The 18,548-nt window shown below is 60.1% G+C and carries 21 protein-coding genes; 15 read left to right on the top strand and 6 right to left on the bottom strand.

The annotated features are described in order from the left end of the window. Nucleotides 1–3: 3 nt before the first annotated feature. From ABS758_RS11045 to ABS758_RS11030, 4 genes are all read left to right on the top strand, one after another. Nucleotides 4–894: an energy transducer TonB gene (locus ABS758_RS11045; protein ID WP_350382767.1), complete on the top strand. Its 891-nt coding sequence runs from the start codon at nucleotides 4–6 to the stop codon at nucleotides 892–894. Further along, nucleotides 891–1,595, top strand: coding sequence for a monofunctional biosynthetic peptidoglycan transglycosylase (gene mtgA / locus ABS758_RS11040; RefSeq protein WP_350382765.1), 705 nt, complete (start codon nucleotides 891–893; stop codon nucleotides 1,593–1,595). The genes ABS758_RS11045 and mtgA overlap by 4 nt, the downstream gene beginning before the upstream one ends. Nucleotides 1,596–1,677: 82 nt before the next feature. Further along, nucleotides 1,678–2,856, top strand: a complete 1,179-nt coding sequence (gene lptG / locus ABS758_RS11035) for an LPS export ABC transporter permease LptG (protein ID WP_350382763.1) — start codon at nucleotides 1,678–1,680, stop codon at nucleotides 2,854–2,856. Next, nucleotides 2,853–3,677, top strand: coding sequence for a symmetrical bis(5'-nucleosyl)-tetraphosphatase (locus tag ABS758_RS11030; protein WP_350382761.1), 825 nt, complete (start codon nucleotides 2,853–2,855; stop codon nucleotides 3,675–3,677). The genes lptG and ABS758_RS11030 overlap by 4 nt, the downstream gene beginning before the upstream one ends. Here the strand turns inward: ABS758_RS11030 and ABS758_RS11025 are convergent. Genes ABS758_RS11025 through ABS758_RS11010 form a run of 4 tightly spaced genes read right to left on the bottom strand, consistent with a single transcriptional unit; the run spans nucleotide 3,641 to nucleotide 5,614 of the window. After that, nucleotides 3,641–4,378 carry a lysophospholipid acyltransferase family protein gene (locus ABS758_RS11025; RefSeq protein ID WP_350382760.1) on the bottom strand — a complete coding sequence of 246 codons (738 nt, stop codon included), beginning with the start codon at nucleotides 4,376–4,378 and terminating at the stop codon, nucleotides 3,641–3,643. The two genes, ABS758_RS11030 and ABS758_RS11025, sit on opposite strands and share 37 nt — an antisense overlap. Nucleotides 4,379–4,418: 40 nt before the next feature. Beyond that, nucleotides 4,419–4,814 (bottom strand): Holliday junction resolvase RuvX, encoded by a 396-nt coding sequence (ruvX, locus tag ABS758_RS11020; RefSeq protein ID WP_350382758.1) that lies wholly within the window; start codon nucleotides 4,812–4,814, stop codon nucleotides 4,419–4,421. Beyond that, nucleotides 4,807–5,403: a YqgE/AlgH family protein gene (locus ABS758_RS11015; RefSeq protein WP_350382757.1), complete on the bottom strand. Its 597-nt coding sequence runs from the start codon at nucleotides 5,401–5,403 to the stop codon at nucleotides 4,807–4,809. Before ABS758_RS11015 ends, ruvX begins: the two co-directional genes overlap by 8 nt. A gap of 46 nt (nucleotides 5,404–5,449) precedes the next feature. Next, entirely contained in the window at nucleotides 5,450–5,614 is a 165-nt protein-coding gene (locus tag ABS758_RS11010; RefSeq protein ID WP_043685094.1) for a rubredoxin, read from the bottom strand. Between the two features lie 111 nt (nucleotides 5,615–5,725). Here ABS758_RS11010 and ABS758_RS11005 point away from each other — a divergent pair, with 111 nt between their 5' ends. The 9 genes from ABS758_RS11005 (at nucleotide 5,726) to proB (ending at nucleotide 13,632) form a co-directional block, all read left to right on the top strand. Beyond that, on the top strand, nucleotides 5,726–6,535 hold the full coding sequence (locus tag ABS758_RS11005; protein WP_350382754.1) for a bifunctional hydroxymethylpyrimidine kinase/phosphomethylpyrimidine kinase: 810 nt from the start codon (nucleotides 5,726–5,728) through the stop codon (nucleotides 6,533–6,535). Continuing rightward, nucleotides 6,532–7,173: a thiamine phosphate synthase gene (thiE, locus tag ABS758_RS11000; protein ID WP_350382752.1), complete on the top strand. Its 642-nt coding sequence runs from the start codon at nucleotides 6,532–6,534 to the stop codon at nucleotides 7,171–7,173. Before ABS758_RS11005 ends, thiE begins: the two co-directional genes overlap by 4 nt. A gap of 25 nt (nucleotides 7,174–7,198) precedes the next feature. After that, nucleotides 7,199–8,476, top strand: a complete 1,278-nt coding sequence (gene hemL / locus ABS758_RS10995; protein WP_350382751.1) for a glutamate-1-semialdehyde 2,1-aminomutase — start codon at nucleotides 7,199–7,201, stop codon at nucleotides 8,474–8,476. 168 nt (nucleotides 8,477–8,644) lie between these two features. After that, nucleotides 8,645–9,175: a MarR family winged helix-turn-helix transcriptional regulator gene (locus ABS758_RS10990; protein ID WP_350382749.1), complete on the top strand. Its 531-nt coding sequence runs from the start codon at nucleotides 8,645–8,647 to the stop codon at nucleotides 9,173–9,175. 115 nt (nucleotides 9,176–9,290) lie between these two features. After that, nucleotides 9,291–10,517 carry a bifunctional glutamate N-acetyltransferase/amino-acid acetyltransferase ArgJ gene (gene argJ / locus ABS758_RS10985; RefSeq protein WP_350382747.1) on the top strand — a complete coding sequence of 409 codons (1,227 nt, stop codon included), beginning with the start codon at nucleotides 9,291–9,293 and terminating at the stop codon, nucleotides 10,515–10,517. A gap of 147 nt (nucleotides 10,518–10,664) precedes the next feature. Then, nucleotides 10,665–10,976, top strand: a complete 312-nt coding sequence (gene rplU, locus ABS758_RS10980; RefSeq protein WP_350382745.1) for a 50S ribosomal protein L21 — start codon at nucleotides 10,665–10,667, stop codon at nucleotides 10,974–10,976. A 20-nt stretch (nucleotides 10,977–10,996) separates the two neighbouring features. Then, on the top strand, nucleotides 10,997–11,257 hold the full coding sequence (gene rpmA, locus ABS758_RS10975; RefSeq protein WP_350382743.1) for a 50S ribosomal protein L27: 261 nt from the start codon (nucleotides 10,997–10,999) through the stop codon (nucleotides 11,255–11,257). A 70-nt stretch (nucleotides 11,258–11,327) separates the two neighbouring features. After that, a complete protein-coding gene (gene obgE / locus ABS758_RS10970) occupies nucleotides 11,328–12,422 on the top strand; it encodes a GTPase ObgE (protein WP_350382742.1) in 1,095 nt (364 codons plus the stop codon). Between the two features lie 43 nt (nucleotides 12,423–12,465). Continuing rightward, a complete protein-coding gene (gene proB, locus ABS758_RS10965) occupies nucleotides 12,466–13,632 on the top strand; it encodes a glutamate 5-kinase (RefSeq protein ID WP_350382741.1) in 1,167 nt (388 codons plus the stop codon). On the opposite strand, the gene ABS758_RS10960 is transcribed toward proB, so the two are convergent. Continuing rightward, on the bottom strand, nucleotides 13,613–14,101 hold the full coding sequence (locus ABS758_RS10960) for an Lrp/AsnC ligand binding domain-containing protein (RefSeq protein WP_350382740.1): 489 nt from the start codon (nucleotides 14,099–14,101) through the stop codon (nucleotides 13,613–13,615). The two genes, proB and ABS758_RS10960, sit on opposite strands and share 20 nt — an antisense overlap. 232 nt (nucleotides 14,102–14,333) lie before the next feature. On the opposite strand from ABS758_RS10960, the gene ABS758_RS10955 reads away from it, so the two are divergent. Together ABS758_RS10955 and thiC are read left to right on the top strand one after the other, a co-directional pair. Then, a complete protein-coding gene (locus ABS758_RS10955) occupies nucleotides 14,334–15,584 on the top strand; it encodes a D-amino acid dehydrogenase (protein ID WP_350382739.1) in 1,251 nt (416 codons plus the stop codon). Between the two features lie 263 nt (nucleotides 15,585–15,847). Beyond that, the gene (gene thiC / locus ABS758_RS10950) at nucleotides 15,848–17,761 is read left to right on the top strand and encodes a phosphomethylpyrimidine synthase ThiC (protein ID WP_350382738.1); all 1,914 of its coding nucleotides are present in this window, start codon (nucleotides 15,848–15,850) and stop codon (nucleotides 17,759–17,761) included. Nucleotides 17,762–17,863: 102 nt separating this feature from the next. On the opposite strand, the gene ABS758_RS10945 is transcribed toward thiC, so the two are convergent. Continuing rightward, nucleotides 17,864–18,493 carry a YiaD family glycine zipper/OmpA-like lipoprotein gene (locus ABS758_RS10945; RefSeq protein WP_350382844.1) on the bottom strand — a complete coding sequence of 210 codons (630 nt, stop codon included), beginning with the start codon at nucleotides 18,491–18,493 and terminating at the stop codon, nucleotides 17,864–17,866. Nucleotides 18,494–18,548: the final 55 nt, after the last annotated feature.

The raw sequence follows: 18,548 nt of genomic DNA, 5'->3' as shown, positions 1-18,548 counted from the left end.
CCCATGACACAGCCGGCACACCTGCTGCCCCTGCAGTTACTGGAACCCCGCCACGAAGGCCGCAGCCGCATGGCGATTGCCTTGCTGTTGTCCTTGTGCGCCCATGGGCTGCTGCTGGCGTGGCGCTGGCACACACCCGCACCAGTGGTTCGCGAATCCTCACTCGAAATCACGCTGGTCAACAGCCATACGCAACAAGCGCCGCTTAAGGCACAAGCCCTGGCACAGCAAAACCTGGATGGCGGCGGCCAAGCCCAGCAAGGCATCAGCACATCACCCCTGCCCCGCACCACAGACGTGCCGGCAGAAGAAACCATCCTCGAAGCCTTGCGCAAGCGCCAGGCCGAGCTTGAAGCCGAACAGCAGCGCCTGCTTACTCAGCTTGAATCCAGGCACCGGATTGCCCAGGCCAAGCCCTCGTCTCAAACCAGCGGAGACCAGACTGCGCCTGGCGAGGATGATCTGGAACAAGACAGCGTCATTCTCAATGCGCGCATCGCAGCCCTGAAAGCACAAATCCAGCGGTACAACGCCTTGCCCCGGCAAACCTTTGTGGCTCCTGCCACGCAGGCCAGTGATTACGCCCAGTATCTTGAGGCCTGGCGTCAGCGGATTGAACTGATCGGCACCGAGCACTACCCGCCAGAAGCCCGGGGGAAAATCTACGGCGACCTGCAACTGACCGTGTATATCCGCCGGGACGGCCAGCTGGATCATTTAAGCTTCGACCGCCCCTCCTCTCATGAGGTGCTTAACAGCGCGGCCCGCCGGATCGTAGAACTGGCAGCTCCGTTTCCGCCCTTGCCTGCCAAATTAGCCGCCAAGACCGACATCCTGGCCATTACCCGTACCTGGCATTTCACACGGGCGGGCCTGGGCACGGACACGCCATGAAGCTGCGCCGGATCCTGGCCTCCCTGCTGGTGCTGGCGCTGTGCGCCGGGTTTCTGTACGAAATCGGCCTGTTGGGCATGGTCGTCTGGTTCAATTTTCGCAATCCGTCTGTCACCCCGGTGATGATCGACACACTCCAGGCAGTCCGGGCCACCCAGCCGGATGCCGAGATCCATCAGGAATGGTTGCCCTATGACAAGATCAGCGTGGCACTCAAGCGCGCTGTGGTGGCATCAGAGGATTCCGGCTTCATCGACCACGACGGCGTCGAGTGGGATGCCATCCGCAAGGCGTGGCGCTACAACCAGAAGCAAGAATCTATGGGGCGTTCACGCCGCAGGGGAGGCTCCACCATCACCCAGCAGGTAGCCAAAAACCTGTTTTTATCCAACTCCCGTAACTATTTGCGCAAGGGCCAGGAGCTGATCCTCACCTATATGATCGAAGGCGTCATGAGCAAGCGCCGGATTCTGGAGCTTTATCTGAACATTGCGCAATGGGGTGAAACCACGTTTGGCGCCCAGGCAGCCGCGCGCCACTATTTCAAGACAAGCGCGGCACGCCTGTCCAATGCACAATCCGCACAACTGGCTGCGATGCTGCCCAATCCGGCCTACTACGATCAGCACGGGAGAACCAGCTACCTGAGGTCTCGCGCGGCCACCGTGCGCGCCCGCATGTCTGCCGTTGAAATCCCCTGATCCCTGGCGCATGCGGTCGTAGGCCCTCTCAAGGCAAAACCGGGTTCGAGGTACTATTGGGGTTTTTGCTGCTGTTGGATTCATGCGCACAGCCCGACGCTACATCGCCCGCGAGATCTACCGTTCGACCACCGTCGTGCTGGTGGCCTTGGTGGGCCTGTTCATGTTTTTTGCTCTCATCGACGGCCTGGACAAGGTCGGCGACCACCTCACCTTGCTAAATCTTTTTTATCTGCAGGTACTGGATCTCCCCAACCATCTGTACGAACTCTTGCCCATCGGGCTGCTGATTGGCGCCGTCCTGGCTCTGGCCGGCCTGGCACAACGCAACGAACTCACCATCCTGCGCGCATCAGGCGTCAGCGGCCTGAAACTGCTGGGCACCTTGTGGCTGATTACCATCCCGCTGGTGGCGGGTGCCTTTATTCTGTCCGAGTACATCACTCCTGCCGCCGAGCTTCAGGGCAGCGAATCACGGCTGGCACTGATGGGCCGCACAGATGGCGGACGGCTATCCAGCGGCTACTGGTTCAAGGAGTCCAACCCCGAAAGCGGTGGCACGCGGGTAATCAATCTCCACAAACTGGATGGACAAGGACATGTGCAAGGCGTCATCTTGTACGAGTTTCGCGCAGACGACACGTTAAAGGCCTATGTAGAAGCGGCTGATGGCCAGTTTGGGGACGGCCACCTGGCCCTGAGCTCGGTAACCGAAACGCGGATAGAACCACAATCTGCCAGCGCACTGGCCAACGCCAAGGTGCCCACTTCGCCCATCAGCCAGGTGATCAAGCTGAAGAGTCGCAGCATCCCCACCTCTCTTACCCCCGAACGCCTGATTGCCCGGATCCTGACGCCCGAGCGCATGGCGATTTCCGATCTGCTCGATTACATCGGCTATCTCAAGAACAACAACCTTCAAACTGATCGCCAGGAGGTTGCGCTGTGGCGCAAGATTGCCTATCCGTTCACGCTGCTGGTGATGATGACGATCGCGACACCGATCGGGTTCATGCAGACCCGGCGAGGCGGGGTGGGGATCAAGGTGTTTTTGGGCATCATCCTGGGCGTAGGCTTTTTCATGCTTAACCAGCTTGCACTTAACGCAGGCATGCTGGGCAATTGGCCCCCCTGGGCCACGGCGCTGGTGCCCAGTATGCTGGGCCTGGGCTGCGCCCTGATTGTCTTGCTTGCCATGGAGCATCGCCACCCGCTTGCTTTATGGTGGCGGCAGCGCCGCCTGCAGCGCAAACCAGCATGAGCACTCCTGATATCTGGGTGATTGGCGACATCCAGGGGTGCGCGCAACCGCTGCGCGCCCTGTTGTCGCACCCCCAACTGGCCCACCCCGACACCGAGATCTGGTTTGCCGGAGATCTCGTCAATCGCGGTCCGGATTCTCTTGGCGCCCTGCGCCTGATCCGCAGCCTGGGCAACCGGGCACGGGTAGTGTTGGGCAATCATGATATTCACCTGCTGGCAGTGGCCGCCGGGGTTCGCAAACACGGCAAATCCGACACTTTGCAAGACATCCTGGCTGCCCCAGACTGCGACGAACTGCTCTCCTGGTTGCGTCATCGCCCCCTGATGGTTCGCGATCATCGCCACGTAATGGTGCATGCGGGTATCTTGCCGGCCTGGACACTGGACCAGACCCAGGCGCTCGCACACGAAATCGAAGCGTCCTTGCAACAGGCCAACTGGCAGCAAGCCGTGCACGATTTATACGGCGAAGAACCGCTTTATTGGGACGATGCGCTTGCCGGGCCCGCACGGATGCGCGTGATCGTCAATGCCCTGACACGCATGCGCATGTGTCGGGCCGACGGCGGTATGGATTTTCAGCATAAGGCTGGCCCCAAGGACAGTCCTGACCTCAAACCCTGGTTTGAGCTACCGGCACGCAGGGATCTCTCGGAGACTATCGTGTTTGGGCATTGGTCGGCCCTGGGCCTGAACATCCGCCCTGACACCATCTGCCTGGACACGGGCTGTGTGTGGGGAAGATCACTGACCGCGCTGCGCCTGCGCGACCATGCATTGATTCAGGAAGACTGCACGGCCTGCTGCACCAAGGCATGACACCGGCCGGCCAGGTCTCCACGACGTGACTCAGCGTCTGGAACAATGGGTGGCAAAAACCGGCACTCGACAGCTACCCCCCAGGCACCCAGCAGCACCCATAAATTGGCCACCAGGGTTTGCTCGCCCACAAACGAGAGTTCGGGCGCCGGCCGCCCATGTCGCAGGTAGCGCAACGCCACCGGCTGTACAGGTACCCGAGCCTGAACCGCTGCCTCGAAGAGGCCAGAATGAAACGGCTTCACATCCAGCCCTTCGGTGGTGGTCCCTTCTGGAAACAGACCGACGACATCGCCCTGCTGAAAGCAGCCGGTAATCTGCCGGCAGGCCTCACGCACGGCATGACGGCGGCCGCGGTCGATAAACAATGTACCGGCCCAGGCAACCAGCAGACCAATCACCGGCCAGCGACGGATATCACTTTTGGCAACAAACGAGGTAGTGCGAACACAATTCAGTACAAAGATATCCACCCAGGACACATGGTTGGCGACCCAAAGGCCGGGATCTTTGCGCAGGGGCTGCCCCAGCACGCGGACACGCACCCCGCACAAAGCCAGCAGGCCACGCGACCAGGCACCCACCACACACTGGCGCCAACGGCGGCTTAACAAGGGAAAGACCAGCAGCTCGGTGAGTAGCCCCGAGAGGATCCACACCACCACGAATACCGAACGAATCACAAACAACACGACCGCCACGCAGCACCTCGCTCCCGGACAACCCGGGCGATGTGGCTCATCATACCTGCTGATCGAAGTACCGCTGCAAAATCACGGCGGCCGCCATGGCATCGTCGGGGGCGTTGCTGCCCAGAATGTGCTGGGCCTCCAGGCTGGATCCGCGCTCATCAACCAAAACCACCGCCAGACCAAATCGGCCCTCCAGCTGATGGGCAAAGCGTCGGCTTTGCTGTGAAGCCGCTTGTTCTTGCCCATCGAGCGTCAGCGGCAAACCCACCACCACCCGGTTGGGCTGCCATTTGTCGAGCAAGGCGGCAACCTGGTCAAACCGCTGCGCCCGGGTGGTGGGTGTCAGGATGCACAAGGGCCTGGCCTGTGCGGTCAGCGTGTTGCCCAGAGCCACCCCGATTTTCCGGAGGCCAAAATCAAAAGCCAGCAGAACTTCTTCAGGCATGGCCTGCGTCACTGGCCAGCATGGCAGAGCGAATACCCAACTGCGCCAGGGCAGCATCGTAGCGTTGCTCGGCAGGGGTGTCGAACAGGATCTCGTGGGAAGACAGCACATTGAGCCATGCATTGCTGGCGAGCTCGTCTTCAAGCTGGCCAGCCCCCCAACCCGCATAGCCCAGCGTGACCAGCAAATGAGCAGGCCCGTGCCCCGCGGCGACGTCTTGCAGCACATCCCGCGAAGTGGTGAGAGCCACGTTGTCGTCTACCGGAATGCTTGAGTTGTAATCACCGCGTGGCACATGCAGCACAAAGCCACGATCGGTTTGTACCGGCCCGCCAAAAAAGACTGGTGTTTCACGTACCGGGCCAATCTCGAGCGACAGGGGAAGGTTGATACGCTGGAGGAGGTCTCCGATGGTGAGATCGGTGGGGCGATTAACCACCAGGCCCAGCGCACCGTGCTCGGTGTGTTCGCAGACATAAATAACCGTGTTGGCGAGCTCGCCCGTCACCCTGCCCGGCATGGCCAGCAGCAGCTGGCGCGAGAGATCGATCCTGGGGGTTTCTTCGGCAGCATGCGGTTTGGTCGTCATGATGATCTCCCTGGACGCGGGCCAAACGGCCCATATCCCTAGAGTATCAGATCTCGATGAGTTCGAAATCTTCTTTGCGGGCTCCGCATTCGGGGCACACCCAGTTGGGTGGCACGTCTTCCCAGCGCGTGCCCGGTGCAATCCCGTCTTCGGGAAAGCCCGCCGCCTCATCGTAAATCCAGCCGCAAATAAGACACATCCAGGTGCGCATGACCATCAAACCTTAAATCAGGCCCGCCAGAGAATCCGCGGGCCGCATCCATTAGAATGGATGCCATAGTACCCAATCCGCCGGGCTGTCTGCCGGCTTGTCGCGCGTGTCATGGCCTCCCCGCTTATATCGTCTCTGTCACTTCCGCTGATTCTCGGCTCTTTCGATCCCAGTGGCGCCAGTAACCTGCCTGCCGACGCGGTCATCTGCGCGCAGCTTGGGCTGCACGCCGGCTCTGTGGTGACCGCGCTCCTGGCTCAGGATACCTCCGGCATCCAGTCTATTCAGCGGATCTCTCCCGAATTCATCGACGAACAGGCCCGCTGTCTGCTCGAAGACATGGCAATCGGCGCCATCAAGATCGGGCCGCAATACGACCCGGAAACCATTGCCACGCTGGCCCAACTGGCGGCCGACTACAGCACCCTGCCGCTGGTATTGCATCTGACACCGCCGCCCGATGTACCCGATCTCGACGATCTGGATGCCGAGGACACTGCAGGCGCTTTGCTGGATCTGCTGGTACCCCAGGCACGGATTTTGGTGCTGGATGCCTCGCTGCCAGAGCAATGGGCCAGCCAGGGCCTGCTCTCGGGCACCGGGGCAGACACCCCCATCCAGGCCTTGCTGGAGCTGGGCGCATCACATGTGCTGTGCTGCCACTTCAGCCCCGGCACTGATGGCCCGGGCCTGCGCTGGCACAGTCAGGATCAGTCCAGCCGACGCTGGCCCCTGCCGGCATCACCCGTACGGGCCACCGACCGCGAAAGTCTACTGGCCACCTTGCTGACATACCACCTGGCACAAGGGCTTACTCCCGAGGCAGCCGTGCAACAGGCCGCCGGCCAGGCCGGCCACATGCTGGCACATGCGTTTCACCCAGGAATGGGGCAACAGATCTTACGGTTCACCACACCATGAATTCACTCAGATTTCCGCGCGGCTTATACGGTGTCACCCCCGATTGGTCCGATACCCACCGCTTGCTCGAAGCCATCCGCCAGGCCCACGCGGGCGGCATGCAGGTGGTGCAATGGCGGCGCAAACTGGGCGATCCGGCCGCGCAGCAGGCCCAGGCCCGCTCGGTGCGCGACCTCTGCCGCGAGCTTCACCTGCCCTTGATCATCAATGACGACTGGCGCCTGGCATTGGCGCTGGATGCCGACGGCGTGCATCTGGGCAAAGACGATGGCACACTGACCGAAGCACGGCGCGAGATGGGCCCCCACAAACTGATCGGGTGCTCGTGCTACAACCAGCCGGCATTGGCACACCAGCATCTGCAGGTGCCTGTGGATTACATTGCCTTTGGTGCAATGTTTCCATCCGCCGTCAAACCAGATGCCGTACGCGCCTCTCTGGACGATATTCGCGAGGGGCGCAAGATCAGTGCCCTGCTGTCACCCCGCCCAGCTGTGGTGGTCATCGGCGGCATCGGCCCGGATAACGCCGCGCCACTCATCCAGGCGGGCGCCGACAGTATCGCTGTCATCAGCGCCCTGTTTAACGCCCCTGATATCACCGCCACAGCACAACGCTGCAGCGCACTTTTCTCCTGATCCTTTTTTCGATAAGTACTCAGCCATGTCCCGTAATTCAGACCTTTTCGATCGCGCCTGCCAGGCCATCCCCGGTGGGGTCAATTCTCCTGTACGCGCCTTTCGCTCGGTGGGCGGCACGCCGCCCTTCATCCAGCGCGCCCAAGGCCCCTACCTATGGGATGCTGAGGATACCCGCTACATTGATTATGTCGGATCGTGGGGCCCTGCCATCCTGGGCCATGCCGATCCCGAAGTTATCCGTGCCGTTCAGGCCGCGGCAGAAGGCGGCTTGTCTTTTGGGGCCCCTACCGAGGCAGAAATCCAGATCGCAGAGGCGATCATCGAGCGCATCCCATCCATCGAACAGGTGCGCCTGGTCAGCTCGGGCACCGAAGCCACGATGTCAGCCATCCGTCTGGCCCGGGGCCACACCGGCCGCCACAAAATTGTGAAGTTCGAGGGCTGCTACCACGGACACTCCGACAGCCTTCTGGTGAAGGCTGGATCCGGCATGCTGACTTTCGGCCATCCCTCTTCGGCGGGGGTGCCACCCGAATTCGTGCAACATACGCTGGTGCTCGATTACAACCGCCTGGATAGCGTCGAAGCCGCTTTTGCCCAATACCCCGAAGAGATCGCCTGCGTCATTGTCGAGCCCATTGCCGGCAACATGAACTTCGTACGGCCCGCGGCGGGCTTTCTGGAAGGCCTGCGCAAGCTGTGCAGCCAATACGGCGCCTTGCTGATTTTCGATGAAGTCATGACGGGCCTGCGCGTCGGGCCACAAGGCATGCAGGGCTTGTGCGGCGTGACACCCGATCTCACCACCCTGGCCAAGATCATTGGCGGCGGCATGCCGGTGGGCGCCTTTGGTGGGCGCGCCGACATCATGGCCAATATCGCTCCTCTGGGCGCGGTGTATCAGGCGGGCACCTTGTCGGGCAACCCGGTTGCCGTGGCTGCGGGGCTCGTCACCCTACAGCGGCTGGCCGCACCGGGGCTCTACGAAAACCTGCATCAGCAAACCGGCAAATTGGTTCAGGGTCTGGTCAAGGCCGCCCATCAGCATGGGATCCCGTTTTGCGGCGACTGGCAAGGCGGCCTCTTTGGCATTTATTTCCGCGACACCATCCCGCAAAGCCTGGCAGAGGTCTCGGCCTGCAACCAGGAGGCCTTCACGCGGTTTTTCCACGGGATGCTTGAAGCCGGTGTGTACTTCGCACCTTCGGCCTTCGAAGCCGGATTTGTGTCGATTACGCACGACGACGCTGTCATCAATGCCACGCTGGACGCTGCCAACCGGGTATTTGCCACCCTGTAATGCAAGCCTGCAAGGTCAAAAAATGTACCGATCTGCAGAAATCACCGGCAGATTGGTACAAACCTCAAGTTTCTTGATGTAAAGCAAGGAAACCCTCACCCCCCACCCCTACACTAGGCTCGTCATTCATATCTCAGCGGCGGCTTATTGCCGTCCCAAAGGCGCGCCATGACCGACTTCACACACTACGTCGCTACGCAACACCCCGCTGTTGCACTCCCCCCCCGCGACCTCGAAACTCGCATCACCGACAAAGAATCCCCCGACATCCGCCTCTGGTTGCGTATGCTCAGTTGCTGTAACCTCATCGAAACCGAGGTTCGGTCCCGCTTGCGCACCGAGTTCCAGACCACGCTGCCACGCTTCGACCTCCTTTCCCAACTCACGCACACCCCAAAAGGGCTCAAAATGTCCGAGCTCTCCCGCCTGATGATGGTCAGCAACGGCAATATCACCGGCATCGCCGACCAACTCGAGAAAGACGGCCTGATCGAGCGCCAGAAAAACGAAACCGATCGCCGCAGCTCGCTGCTGCGCCTTACCCAAAAAGGGCGCCGTTACTACCGACGCATGCAAAGTGCCCACGATTCCTGGATTCAATCACTGCTCGGCGGCATGGCCCCTTCCGCACGTTCCAGCCTGTTCGAACTCCTGGGCGATCTCAAACGCACCACACATACCCGATTGCCTGTGGCCTAATCGCCGCACAGCCCGGCTTGGCCTCTCATGCAAACCCTCATTCGGCATAGAATGAGGGTTTGTTTCATTCTTGCCCCGCCCGCACAGGTACGGCATCTCATCACGCACTCAAGCCATGGCCATCAATTTGCATATTCCGGCGCGCGACGCCATTTTTCCCGTTGCAGGCATCCGTATTGGCACGGCCGAAGCCGGCATCCGCAAAACGGGCCGACGCGACCTCACAGTCTTTTTGCTCGAGCCAAACACCACGGTGGCTGGCGTCTTTACCCGCAACCGGTTTCGTGCCGCACCGGTGCAAGTGTGCGAGGCCCATCTGGCGGCACAGGCAGGCATCCGGGCGCTGGTTATCAATACAGGTAATGCCAATGCAGGCACCGGAGTACCCGGCCTGCAGGCAAGCAATCAAACCTGTGAAGCGCTGGCAAGTCAGTTGGGCGTGCAAGCCACACAGATTTTGCCGTTTTCCACGGGAGTCATCCTCGAGCCCCTGCCAGTAGATCGCCTGATTGCCGGCCTGCCTGCTGCTGTGGCCGATGCACAATCGGCGCACTGGTTTGAAGCTGCCCACAGCATCATGACCACCGACACGCAACCCAAGATTCATTCACAACAGATCGATCTGGGCGGCACCACGGTGACCATCACCGGCATCAGCAAGGGTGCGGGCATGATCCGCCCCAATATGGCCACGATGCTGGGTTTTCTGGCCACCGACGCGGGCCTGCCTGCATCACTGCTCAAAACCCTGGCCAGCCAGATCGCCAACCAGTCGTTCAATCGCATCACGGTGGATGGCGACACCTCCACCAACGACTCCTTCATCATCATGGCAACCGGAGCCAGCGGCGTCCAGATCCAGTCCCCACAAGACCCTCGCTTCCAGCCACTGGTGCAGGCGCTCACTCAGGCCGCACGCGATCTAGCCCAAAAAATCGTGCGCGACGCCGAAGGCGCAACCAAGTTCATGACCATCCAGGTCGAACAGGCCGCCACCACCGAAGAAGCCCTGAAGGTGGCTTATTCCATTGCCCATTCGCCTCTGGTAAAAACCGCGTTTTATGCATCCGACCCCAATCTGGGCCGGATCCTCGCAGCCATTGGTTACGCGGGTATTGACGATCTCGACGTCTCCAAACTTACCCTGTGGCTGGGCGACATTCAGGTGGCCACGCAAGGCGGCCGCGATCCCAACTATCTCGAAGAAGACGGCCAGCGCATCATGGCGCAAGCAGAGATCCTGGTACGGGTAGCTCTGGGGCGTGGCCAAACGTCCGATACCGTCTATACGTGTGATTTTTCCCACGAATACGTCAGCATCAATGCAGATTACCGCTCTTAGGGGCTTGATTTACAAGATCAAATCTGCAAAAATACTTGGCTTGGCCATGCTTATGCATTTAAGCACAGGCCTTTTTGGCATCCCTGGTGCAAGGCTTAGGCTCTTTTTAGGCATAAGACACCAGGAATATTCTCACAGGAAATCCCCATGTACGCGGTCATAAAAACCGGTGGCAAACAGTATCGTGTTTGCGCTGGCCAAAAACTGAAAATCGAACAGATACCAGCTGACATTGGGCAAGAAATCTCGCTAGACCAGGTTTTGTCGGTTGGCGAAGGCGATGCGCTGAAAATCGGCACGCCTTTCGTCACGGGCGCTGCGGTCAAAGCCACTGTTCTTGCACAAGGTCGTCACGACAAGGTCAAAATCTTCAAGATGCGCCGGCGCAAGCATTATCAAAAGCACCAAGGCCATCGCCAGAATTTCACCGAAATCCGCATCGACGCCGTTGCGGCCTGACCTGACCAAGGAGCACACTCATGGCACACAAAAAGGGCGGCGGCTCAACGCGTAACGGCCGCGATTCAGAATCCAAACGGTTGGGCGTCAAAGTATATGGCGGCCAACAAATCTCGGCCGGCGGCATCATTGTCCGCCAGCGGGGCACGCAATTCCATCCTGGCGTCAATGTCGGTATCGGCAAAGACCACACGCTGTTCTCCCTCGTGGACGGCACCGTGCAGTTTTCCGTCAAGGGCGCGCTTAACAAGCGCACCGTGTCGGTAAACGCCAGCAACTGATCTTCACCGATCAGCCAAAAAGAGGCCCTGCTTGATAGCAGGGTCTTTTTGTTTAAGTAGAATATGCATCATGAAATTTGTAGACGAAGCCACAATTGAAGTCGTTGCCGGCAAGGGTGGCAACGGCGTGGCCAGCTTTCGCCGCGAAAAATTTATCCCGATGGGCGGGCCCGACGGCGGCGATGGCGGTCGTGGCGGCTCTATCCTGGCGGTAGCCGACCGCAACATCAATACCCTGATTGATTACCGTTATGCACGCCTGCACCGTGCAAAAAATGGCGAAAACGGCCGCGGCTCCGATCAGTACGGCGCCGGGGCAGCCGATATTGTCCTGCGCATGCCGGTGGGCACCGTTATCTACGATGCCGAGACAAACCAGCAACTCTTCGATCTCGACCATCATGGCCAGCAAGTTACGCTGGCCGCCGGTGGCAACGGGGGGCTGGGCAATCTGCACTTCAAATCCAGCACCAATCGCGCACCACGGCAATTTACGCCGGGGCGCGAGGGCGAGCAGCGCCATCTACGGCTTGAACTCAAAGTGCTGGCCGATGTGGGTTTGCTGGGGATGCCCAATGCGGGCAAATCCACCCTCATCGCCAAGGTATCCAATGCCCGGCCAAAGATTGCAGACTACCCCTTTACCACGCTGCATCCCAACCTGGGCGTGGTGCGCACATCCACCTCGCACAGTTTCGTCATCGCCGATATTCCGGGCCTGATCGAAGGCGCCTCCGAAGGCGCCGGGCTGGGGCACCAATTTTTGCGTCATCTCAGCCGCACCCGGGTGCTCTTGCATCTGCTGGACGTCTACTCGCCTGATCCCGATATCGACGCCTGCGCACAAGCGGTGCAGGACGCCCGGGCGATCGCCCGCGAGCTTGAGCGCTACAGCCCCGAGCTGGCGGCCAAGCCCCGTTGGCTGATACTCAACAAACTGGACATGCTTGAAGACGCTGCTGCGATCCAGCGACGCATTTGCCAGGAGCTGCAGTGGTCCGGCCCGGTCTTCGGGATCTCGGCACTGACAGGCGCCGGTACGCCAACCCTGATGGGTGCCATCCAGACATGGCTGGACGAACAGCAGCAAGCCGAGCACGCCCACGATGAAGACCCGCGTTTCGTGGAAGGCAAATCAGACCCGGCATCTCCCGACGCGCACTAAACTGTCACATCACCGCCGTCACTTTTTTGTTACGCCCTGCAGCATGAGCTCATCCAGCCTCTCTCCTTCGGTTGCACAACACGCCCACCGCCTGGTGCTTAAAGTGGGGTCCTCTTTGGTCACCAACGAAGGGCGTGGCATAGACACCCAGGCGGTGGCCCAATGGGCCGAGCAAATTGCTGCCTTGCACGCAGCTGGGCGCCAGGTGGTTCTGGTTTCCAGCGGCGCGATTGCCGAGGGCATGGCACGGCTGGGCTGGCCGCGGCGACCCAAGGCGATGCCCGAGTTGCAGGCGGCAGCTGCCGTGGGACAAATGGGCCTGGTACAGGCCTACGAAGCGGCATTTGCACGCCACGGGGTGCGCACCGCCCAAATTCTGCTGACCCACGAAGACCTCTCTGATCGGCGCCGCTACTTAAACGCTCGCAGCACGCTGGTAACCCTGCTGAATCTGGGTGTCGTGCCGATCGTCAATGAAAACGACACCGTGGTCACCGATGAGATCCGGGTGGGCGACAACGACACGCTGGGCGCACTGGTCACCAACCTGGTTGAAGCCAGCGTACTCATCATCCTCACCGACCAGGCCGGCCTGTACAGTGCCGACCCGCGCAAACACCCGGACGCCGAATTCATCCACCAGGGCCAAGCAGGCGACCCCGCACTTGAAGCGATGGCGGGCGGTGCCGGCAGCACCTTTGGCACTGGCGGGATGCTGACCAAAGTGTTGGCTGCGCGTCGCGCAGCCAACAGCGGCGGACACACGATCATTGCTTCCGGGCGTGAGCCCGCCGTGCTGCAACGCCTGACCGCCGGCGAACCTATCGGTACCGAGCTGCAGGCAGTACTACCCGTGCGCTCGGCACGCCAGCGCTGGATGGTGAACCACCTGCGTTTGCGCGGCCGAGTTACCCTGGATGCTGGCGCCGTGCGCGCCCTGACACAAGGGCATCGCAGCCTGCTACCCATTGGTGTAACCGACGTCGAGGGAGATTTCGAGCGTGGTGACGTGGTAGCCTGCGTGGATGAGCACGGAGTAGAGTGCGGCCGCGGCCTGATCAATTATTCTTCTGCAGATACCGCCCGCATCCTGCGCCAGCCCAGCGCGCGGATTGCCGAGATCCTGGGCCATTTATCAGACCCGGAACTCATTCACCGCGACAATCTGGTGGTGGTGCGCCCCGCAGGCACTATTTCTGGGCAGCAATAAACAGCGTCTCTTTTACTTCTTCCATCACCACACAGCTTTTGGTTTGGGTCACCCCGGGCAGCCGCAACAGGATATTGCCCAACAGATGGCGATACTGTCCAATCTCTTTGATGCGGGCCTTGATCAGGTAGTCGAAGTCTCCGGACACCAGATGGCATTCCAGTACCTGCGGCACACACAGGACTTCACGGCGGAACTCCTCGAAGGTACGCTCTGACTTGCTGGACATCGTGATTTCCACAAACACCAGCAAGCCTGCATCCAGGGCAACAGGCGCCACACGGGCGTGATATCCCGTAATCACACCGTCACGTTCCAGCCGGCGCACACGCTCGATGCAGGGTGTGACTGTCAGCCCAATCGCGTCAGCCAGCTCGGTCATGGAGAGACGGCCATTTTGCTGCAGAAGATCCAGGATGCGCCGGTCGAGCTTATCGAGCGCGTGGACGGATTCTTTTTGAACTCTCATAGGGGCTCCCACGAGCATTGGAGTGCCTGTGACAGGCCGGCAAGACAGGCCTTAAACACTTGATTTTAAACATTTAAATTTCTATTTGGCGGCAAACCAGCATTTTGTGCTGACAATCCCAGCCAGACAGATGCGCAGACGTCTATATTCCTGCAAACTACATTTTTTCATAAAAAATCACCCATGGATATCGCCTATCATCATCAAAAATTACTCTCTATGAGGTTTGGTCATGAAAGTTCTGGTTTTGGGAGCAGGCGTGGTCGGTGTTACCAGCGCCTACTATCTGGCTCAGCAGGGGCATGAAGTCACTGTAATCGATCGCGAAACCAGTACGGCCGAAGAAACCAGCTTCGGCAATGCGGGCCAGCTGTCGTTTGGATATTCCTCTCCCTGGGCTGCACCGGGCATCCCCCTGAAAGCCCTGAAATGGCTGTTTACCCAGCATGCGCCGCTAACCATCCGGCCCGATGGCAGCCTGTTTCAGTTGCGCTGGATGTATGACATGTGGCGCAATTGCACACCGGCACGCTACGCCACCAATAAAGAACGCATGCTGCGGCTGTCCGCTCATAGCCGCCAATGCCTGCATCAGCTGCAGGCAGACACGGGCATCCAGTTTGAAGGCCGCCGCCAGGGCACCCTGCAGGTGTTTCGCACACAAAAGCAGATGGACGACGCACAGCGTGACGTCCAGGCGCTAAGCGATGCGGGTGTTGCCTTCGAGCTGGTTGATGGCGACCATCTGGTGGATTACGAGCCCGCCCTGCATCAGGTGCGCCACAAGCTGGTGGGCGGCCTGCGCACCCCCGAAGACGAAACCGGAGACTGCCGGCTGTTCACCCACGAACTGACGCAACTGGCAGAACGGCAAGGTGTACAGTTTCGCTTCGGCGAAGTGATCCAGTCCTTGCAACACGCCAGCGGGCGCATCACCGGTGTGCAGTGCGCCTCGGGGCTGCTGCAGGCCGACGCCTATGTGGTGGCACTGGGTTCGTACTCGCCATTGCTGCTGCGCGGTATTGTCGACTTGCCCATTTATCCCATGAAAGGCTATTCCATCACAGTGGATATCTCAGACCCTGCCCGCGCGCCGGTGTCCACTTTGCTGGACGAAACTTACAAGATCGCCCTGACACGATTTGATGATCGCATCCGGGTAGGCGGCATGGCCGAGGTGGTGGGCTACGACACCCATCTGGATCCCCGCCGTCAACGCACCCTGGAGATGGTGCTTAATGATCTGTTTCCCGGCAGCTACGCGCCCGGTGATGCACATTTCTGGACAGGCCTGCGGCCCAAGACGCCTGACAGCACCCCCATCGTGGGGCGCACGCGATTAAGCAATCTGTTCCTCAACACCGGCCATGGCACTCTGGGATGGACCATGTCATGCGGCAGCGGACAACTGATATCAGATCTGGTCTCGGGCAAGCCTACCGCCATCCGCAGCGACGATCTGGGCGTGCAGCGCTATCGCTAAGTGTTGGCCCTGATGCACACCTGGATCGCCACAAAATAATGATTATTTAAGCAATACCCTGCCCAACCCGCATCAGCACTCGTATACTTGGCCTCACGCGGGGGTACTCGACGGCATTGCCGGCGGGTTGAGAAACACCCTTCGTACCAGTACGGATAATGCCGATGCTGGGAGCGTGCAGGGTGTCTCTCAGGGGCATCTTGCGTCCAATCCTCCCCGACTCGGCTCCATTTCCGAAATTCTTTCGAACCTGGAGCTTCCTCTTGAACACACATCCCTCTTTTCTGGCCACACAGGCCACTGTCGACCCAGCTGCTGTCCACCCATTGCCGGCGTCACAAAAAATTTACGTTACCGGCTCACGCACCGACCTGCGTGTCCCGTTCCGGGAAATCCGCCAGGATGACACCCCAGGGCAGTTTGGCGGCGAGCCCAATCCGCCACTGACGATATATGACACGAGCGGCCCGTACACCGATCCATCCGTAACCATCGACATCCGCAAGGGGCTGAGTGCCCCCAGGTTGCCATGGATTCTGGAGCGCGGAGACACGGAAGCCCTGCCGGGGCTGAGCAGCCAGTTCGGGCGCGCCCGGCAGGCAGACCCCGAGACAGACAACCTGCGTTTTACACGCACACGTGCTCCGCGCCGTGCCCATGCAGGCTCCAACGTGACGCAGATGCATTACGCGCGCCGCGGCATCATCACTCCCGAGATGGAGTACGTGGCCATCCGCGAAAACCTGCGCCGCGAGCAATACATCGAGACTCTGCATCAAACAGGCCCGGATGGTGCGCGCCTGGCCGAGCGACTGACACGGCAACATGCCGGCCAATCCTTCGCGGCCAGCATCCCGGAGACCATCACCTCCGAGTTTGTGCGCCAGGAAATAGCCCGCGGGCGGGCGATCATCCCGGCCAACATCAACCATCCCGAAATCGAGCCCATGGCCATCGGGCGCAATTTTTTGGTGAAGGTAAACGCCAATATCGGCAACTCGGCCATCCGCTCGGACATCCACGAAGAAGTGGAGAAAATGACCTGGGCAATCCGGTGGGGTGGCGACACGGTGATGGATCTGTCCACCGGCAAACATATTCACGAAACCCGCGAATGGATCATACGCAACTCACCCGTACCCATTGGCACAGTGCCGATTTATCAGGCACTGGAAAAAGTGGGGGGCGTGGCTGAAGAACTGAACTGGGAGATTTTCAGGGACACCTTGATCGAGCAGGCTGAGCAAGGTGTGGATTACTTCACCATCCATGCCGGGGTGTGTCTGCCATTCGTCCCCATGACAGCCAGCCGCATGACGGGGATTGTCTCCCGTGGGGGCTCGATCATGGCCAAATGGTGTCTGGCCCATCATCGCGAAAGCTTTCTGTATGAGCACTTCGAAGACATCTGCGACATCATGAAGGCGTACGACGTCAGCTTCTCGCTGGGTGATGGCCTGCGGCCGGGATCGGGGTACGACGCCAATGACGAGGCACAGTTCGCAGAGCTGCGCACCCTGGGCGAGCTGACCCAGGTGGCCTGGAAGCATGAGGTTCAGGTGATGATCGAAGGGCCGGGCCACGTGCCCATGCATCTCATCCGCGAGAACATGGACTTGCAGCTAAAGCATTGCCACGAAGCACCCTTTTATACCCTGGGCCCCCTGACTACCGACATTGCCCCCGGATACGACCACATCACCTCCGGCATTGGTGCTGCGATTATCGGCTGGTATGGCACGGCCATGCTGTGCTATGTGACACCAAAAGAGCACCTGGGCTTGCCCAACAAGAAAGACGTCAAGGACGGCATCATCACGTACAAGATTGCCGCCCATGCCGCCGATCTGGCCAAGGGACACCCGGGCGCGGCGATCCGGGATAACGCACTATCCAAGGCGCGCTTCGAGTTTCGTTGGGAAGACCAGTTCAATCTGGGGCTGGATCCTGACACAGCGCGTGCGTTTCATGATGAAACCCTGCCCAAGGACTCCATGAAAGTGGCTCACTTTTGCTCGATGTGCGGGCCCAAGTTCTGCAGCATGAAGATTTCCCAAGATGTGCGCGACTACGCCCGCGACAACGGCCTGGACGAAGCGACGGCACTGGCTCGGGGCATGGCGGCAAAATCAGCGGAGTTTATTGCCGGCGGTGCACAGATCTACCAGAAGGTGTAGTGCCCGGCACGGTGCCCGGCCGTCCAGCACCCTGCCCGCACGAAAAAGCCCGCACAGTCCTGGCATTGCCGGGCCTGTGCGGGCTGATAAGCAGCTTGCGGCTTATTTCACTGCATACAAAAAGAGCTCAACGCGCCGGTTAAGGGCCCGCCCTTCGGCGGTGCCATTGTCACCAATCGGGTTGGCAGCGCCACGTCCTTCGGCCATCAGGCGGCCTGCAGCCACCCCCTGACCCGACAGATACTGTGTGACGGCCGCTGCACGGCGCTGCGACAGCGGCATATTGATGGAATCGCTACCGGTAGAGTCGGTGTAACCGATCGACTTGGCGCGCAGCTCGGGGTGTTGCGTCAGTGCACGTGCCACGCTATCGAGCACAGGCAGCAGTGCCGGCTTGAGCTGAGCCTTGCCAGTATCAAAGGATACGTTGCTGGGAATATTGACCTTGAGCGTGCCATCAGGCATCTCGATAACCGCTACCCCCAGATTGGATGCACCGGATTTTTCGACATCCTGCTTGATACCTTTCCAGTTGTAGCCGACGACACCGCCCACCACAGAACCAATCCCGGCACCAATCATGGCCGCCTGGCTGCTATCGCCTATCAGGGCTCCCAGGCCCGCCCCAAGAGCAGCACCGGCGCCCGCACCCACAGCCGTATTTTGGCCCTGAGGTGTGACATTGGCGCAAGCTGTCAGCAAGGCCAGGCTGCCGATTACGCTTGCCCGCATGACGCATCGTTTGGATAAAAGCATGGAACCCTCCTGAATTAGTATCAACTTTTTT

Source organism: Castellaniella sp. FW104-7C03 (assembly GCF_040276085.1).
Taxonomy (GTDB): Bacteria; Pseudomonadota; Gammaproteobacteria; order Burkholderiales; family Burkholderiaceae_B; genus Castellaniella.
The sequence above is the reverse complement of the archived record's forward strand: the minus strand, read 5'-3'. Positions and strand labels throughout refer to the sequence as shown.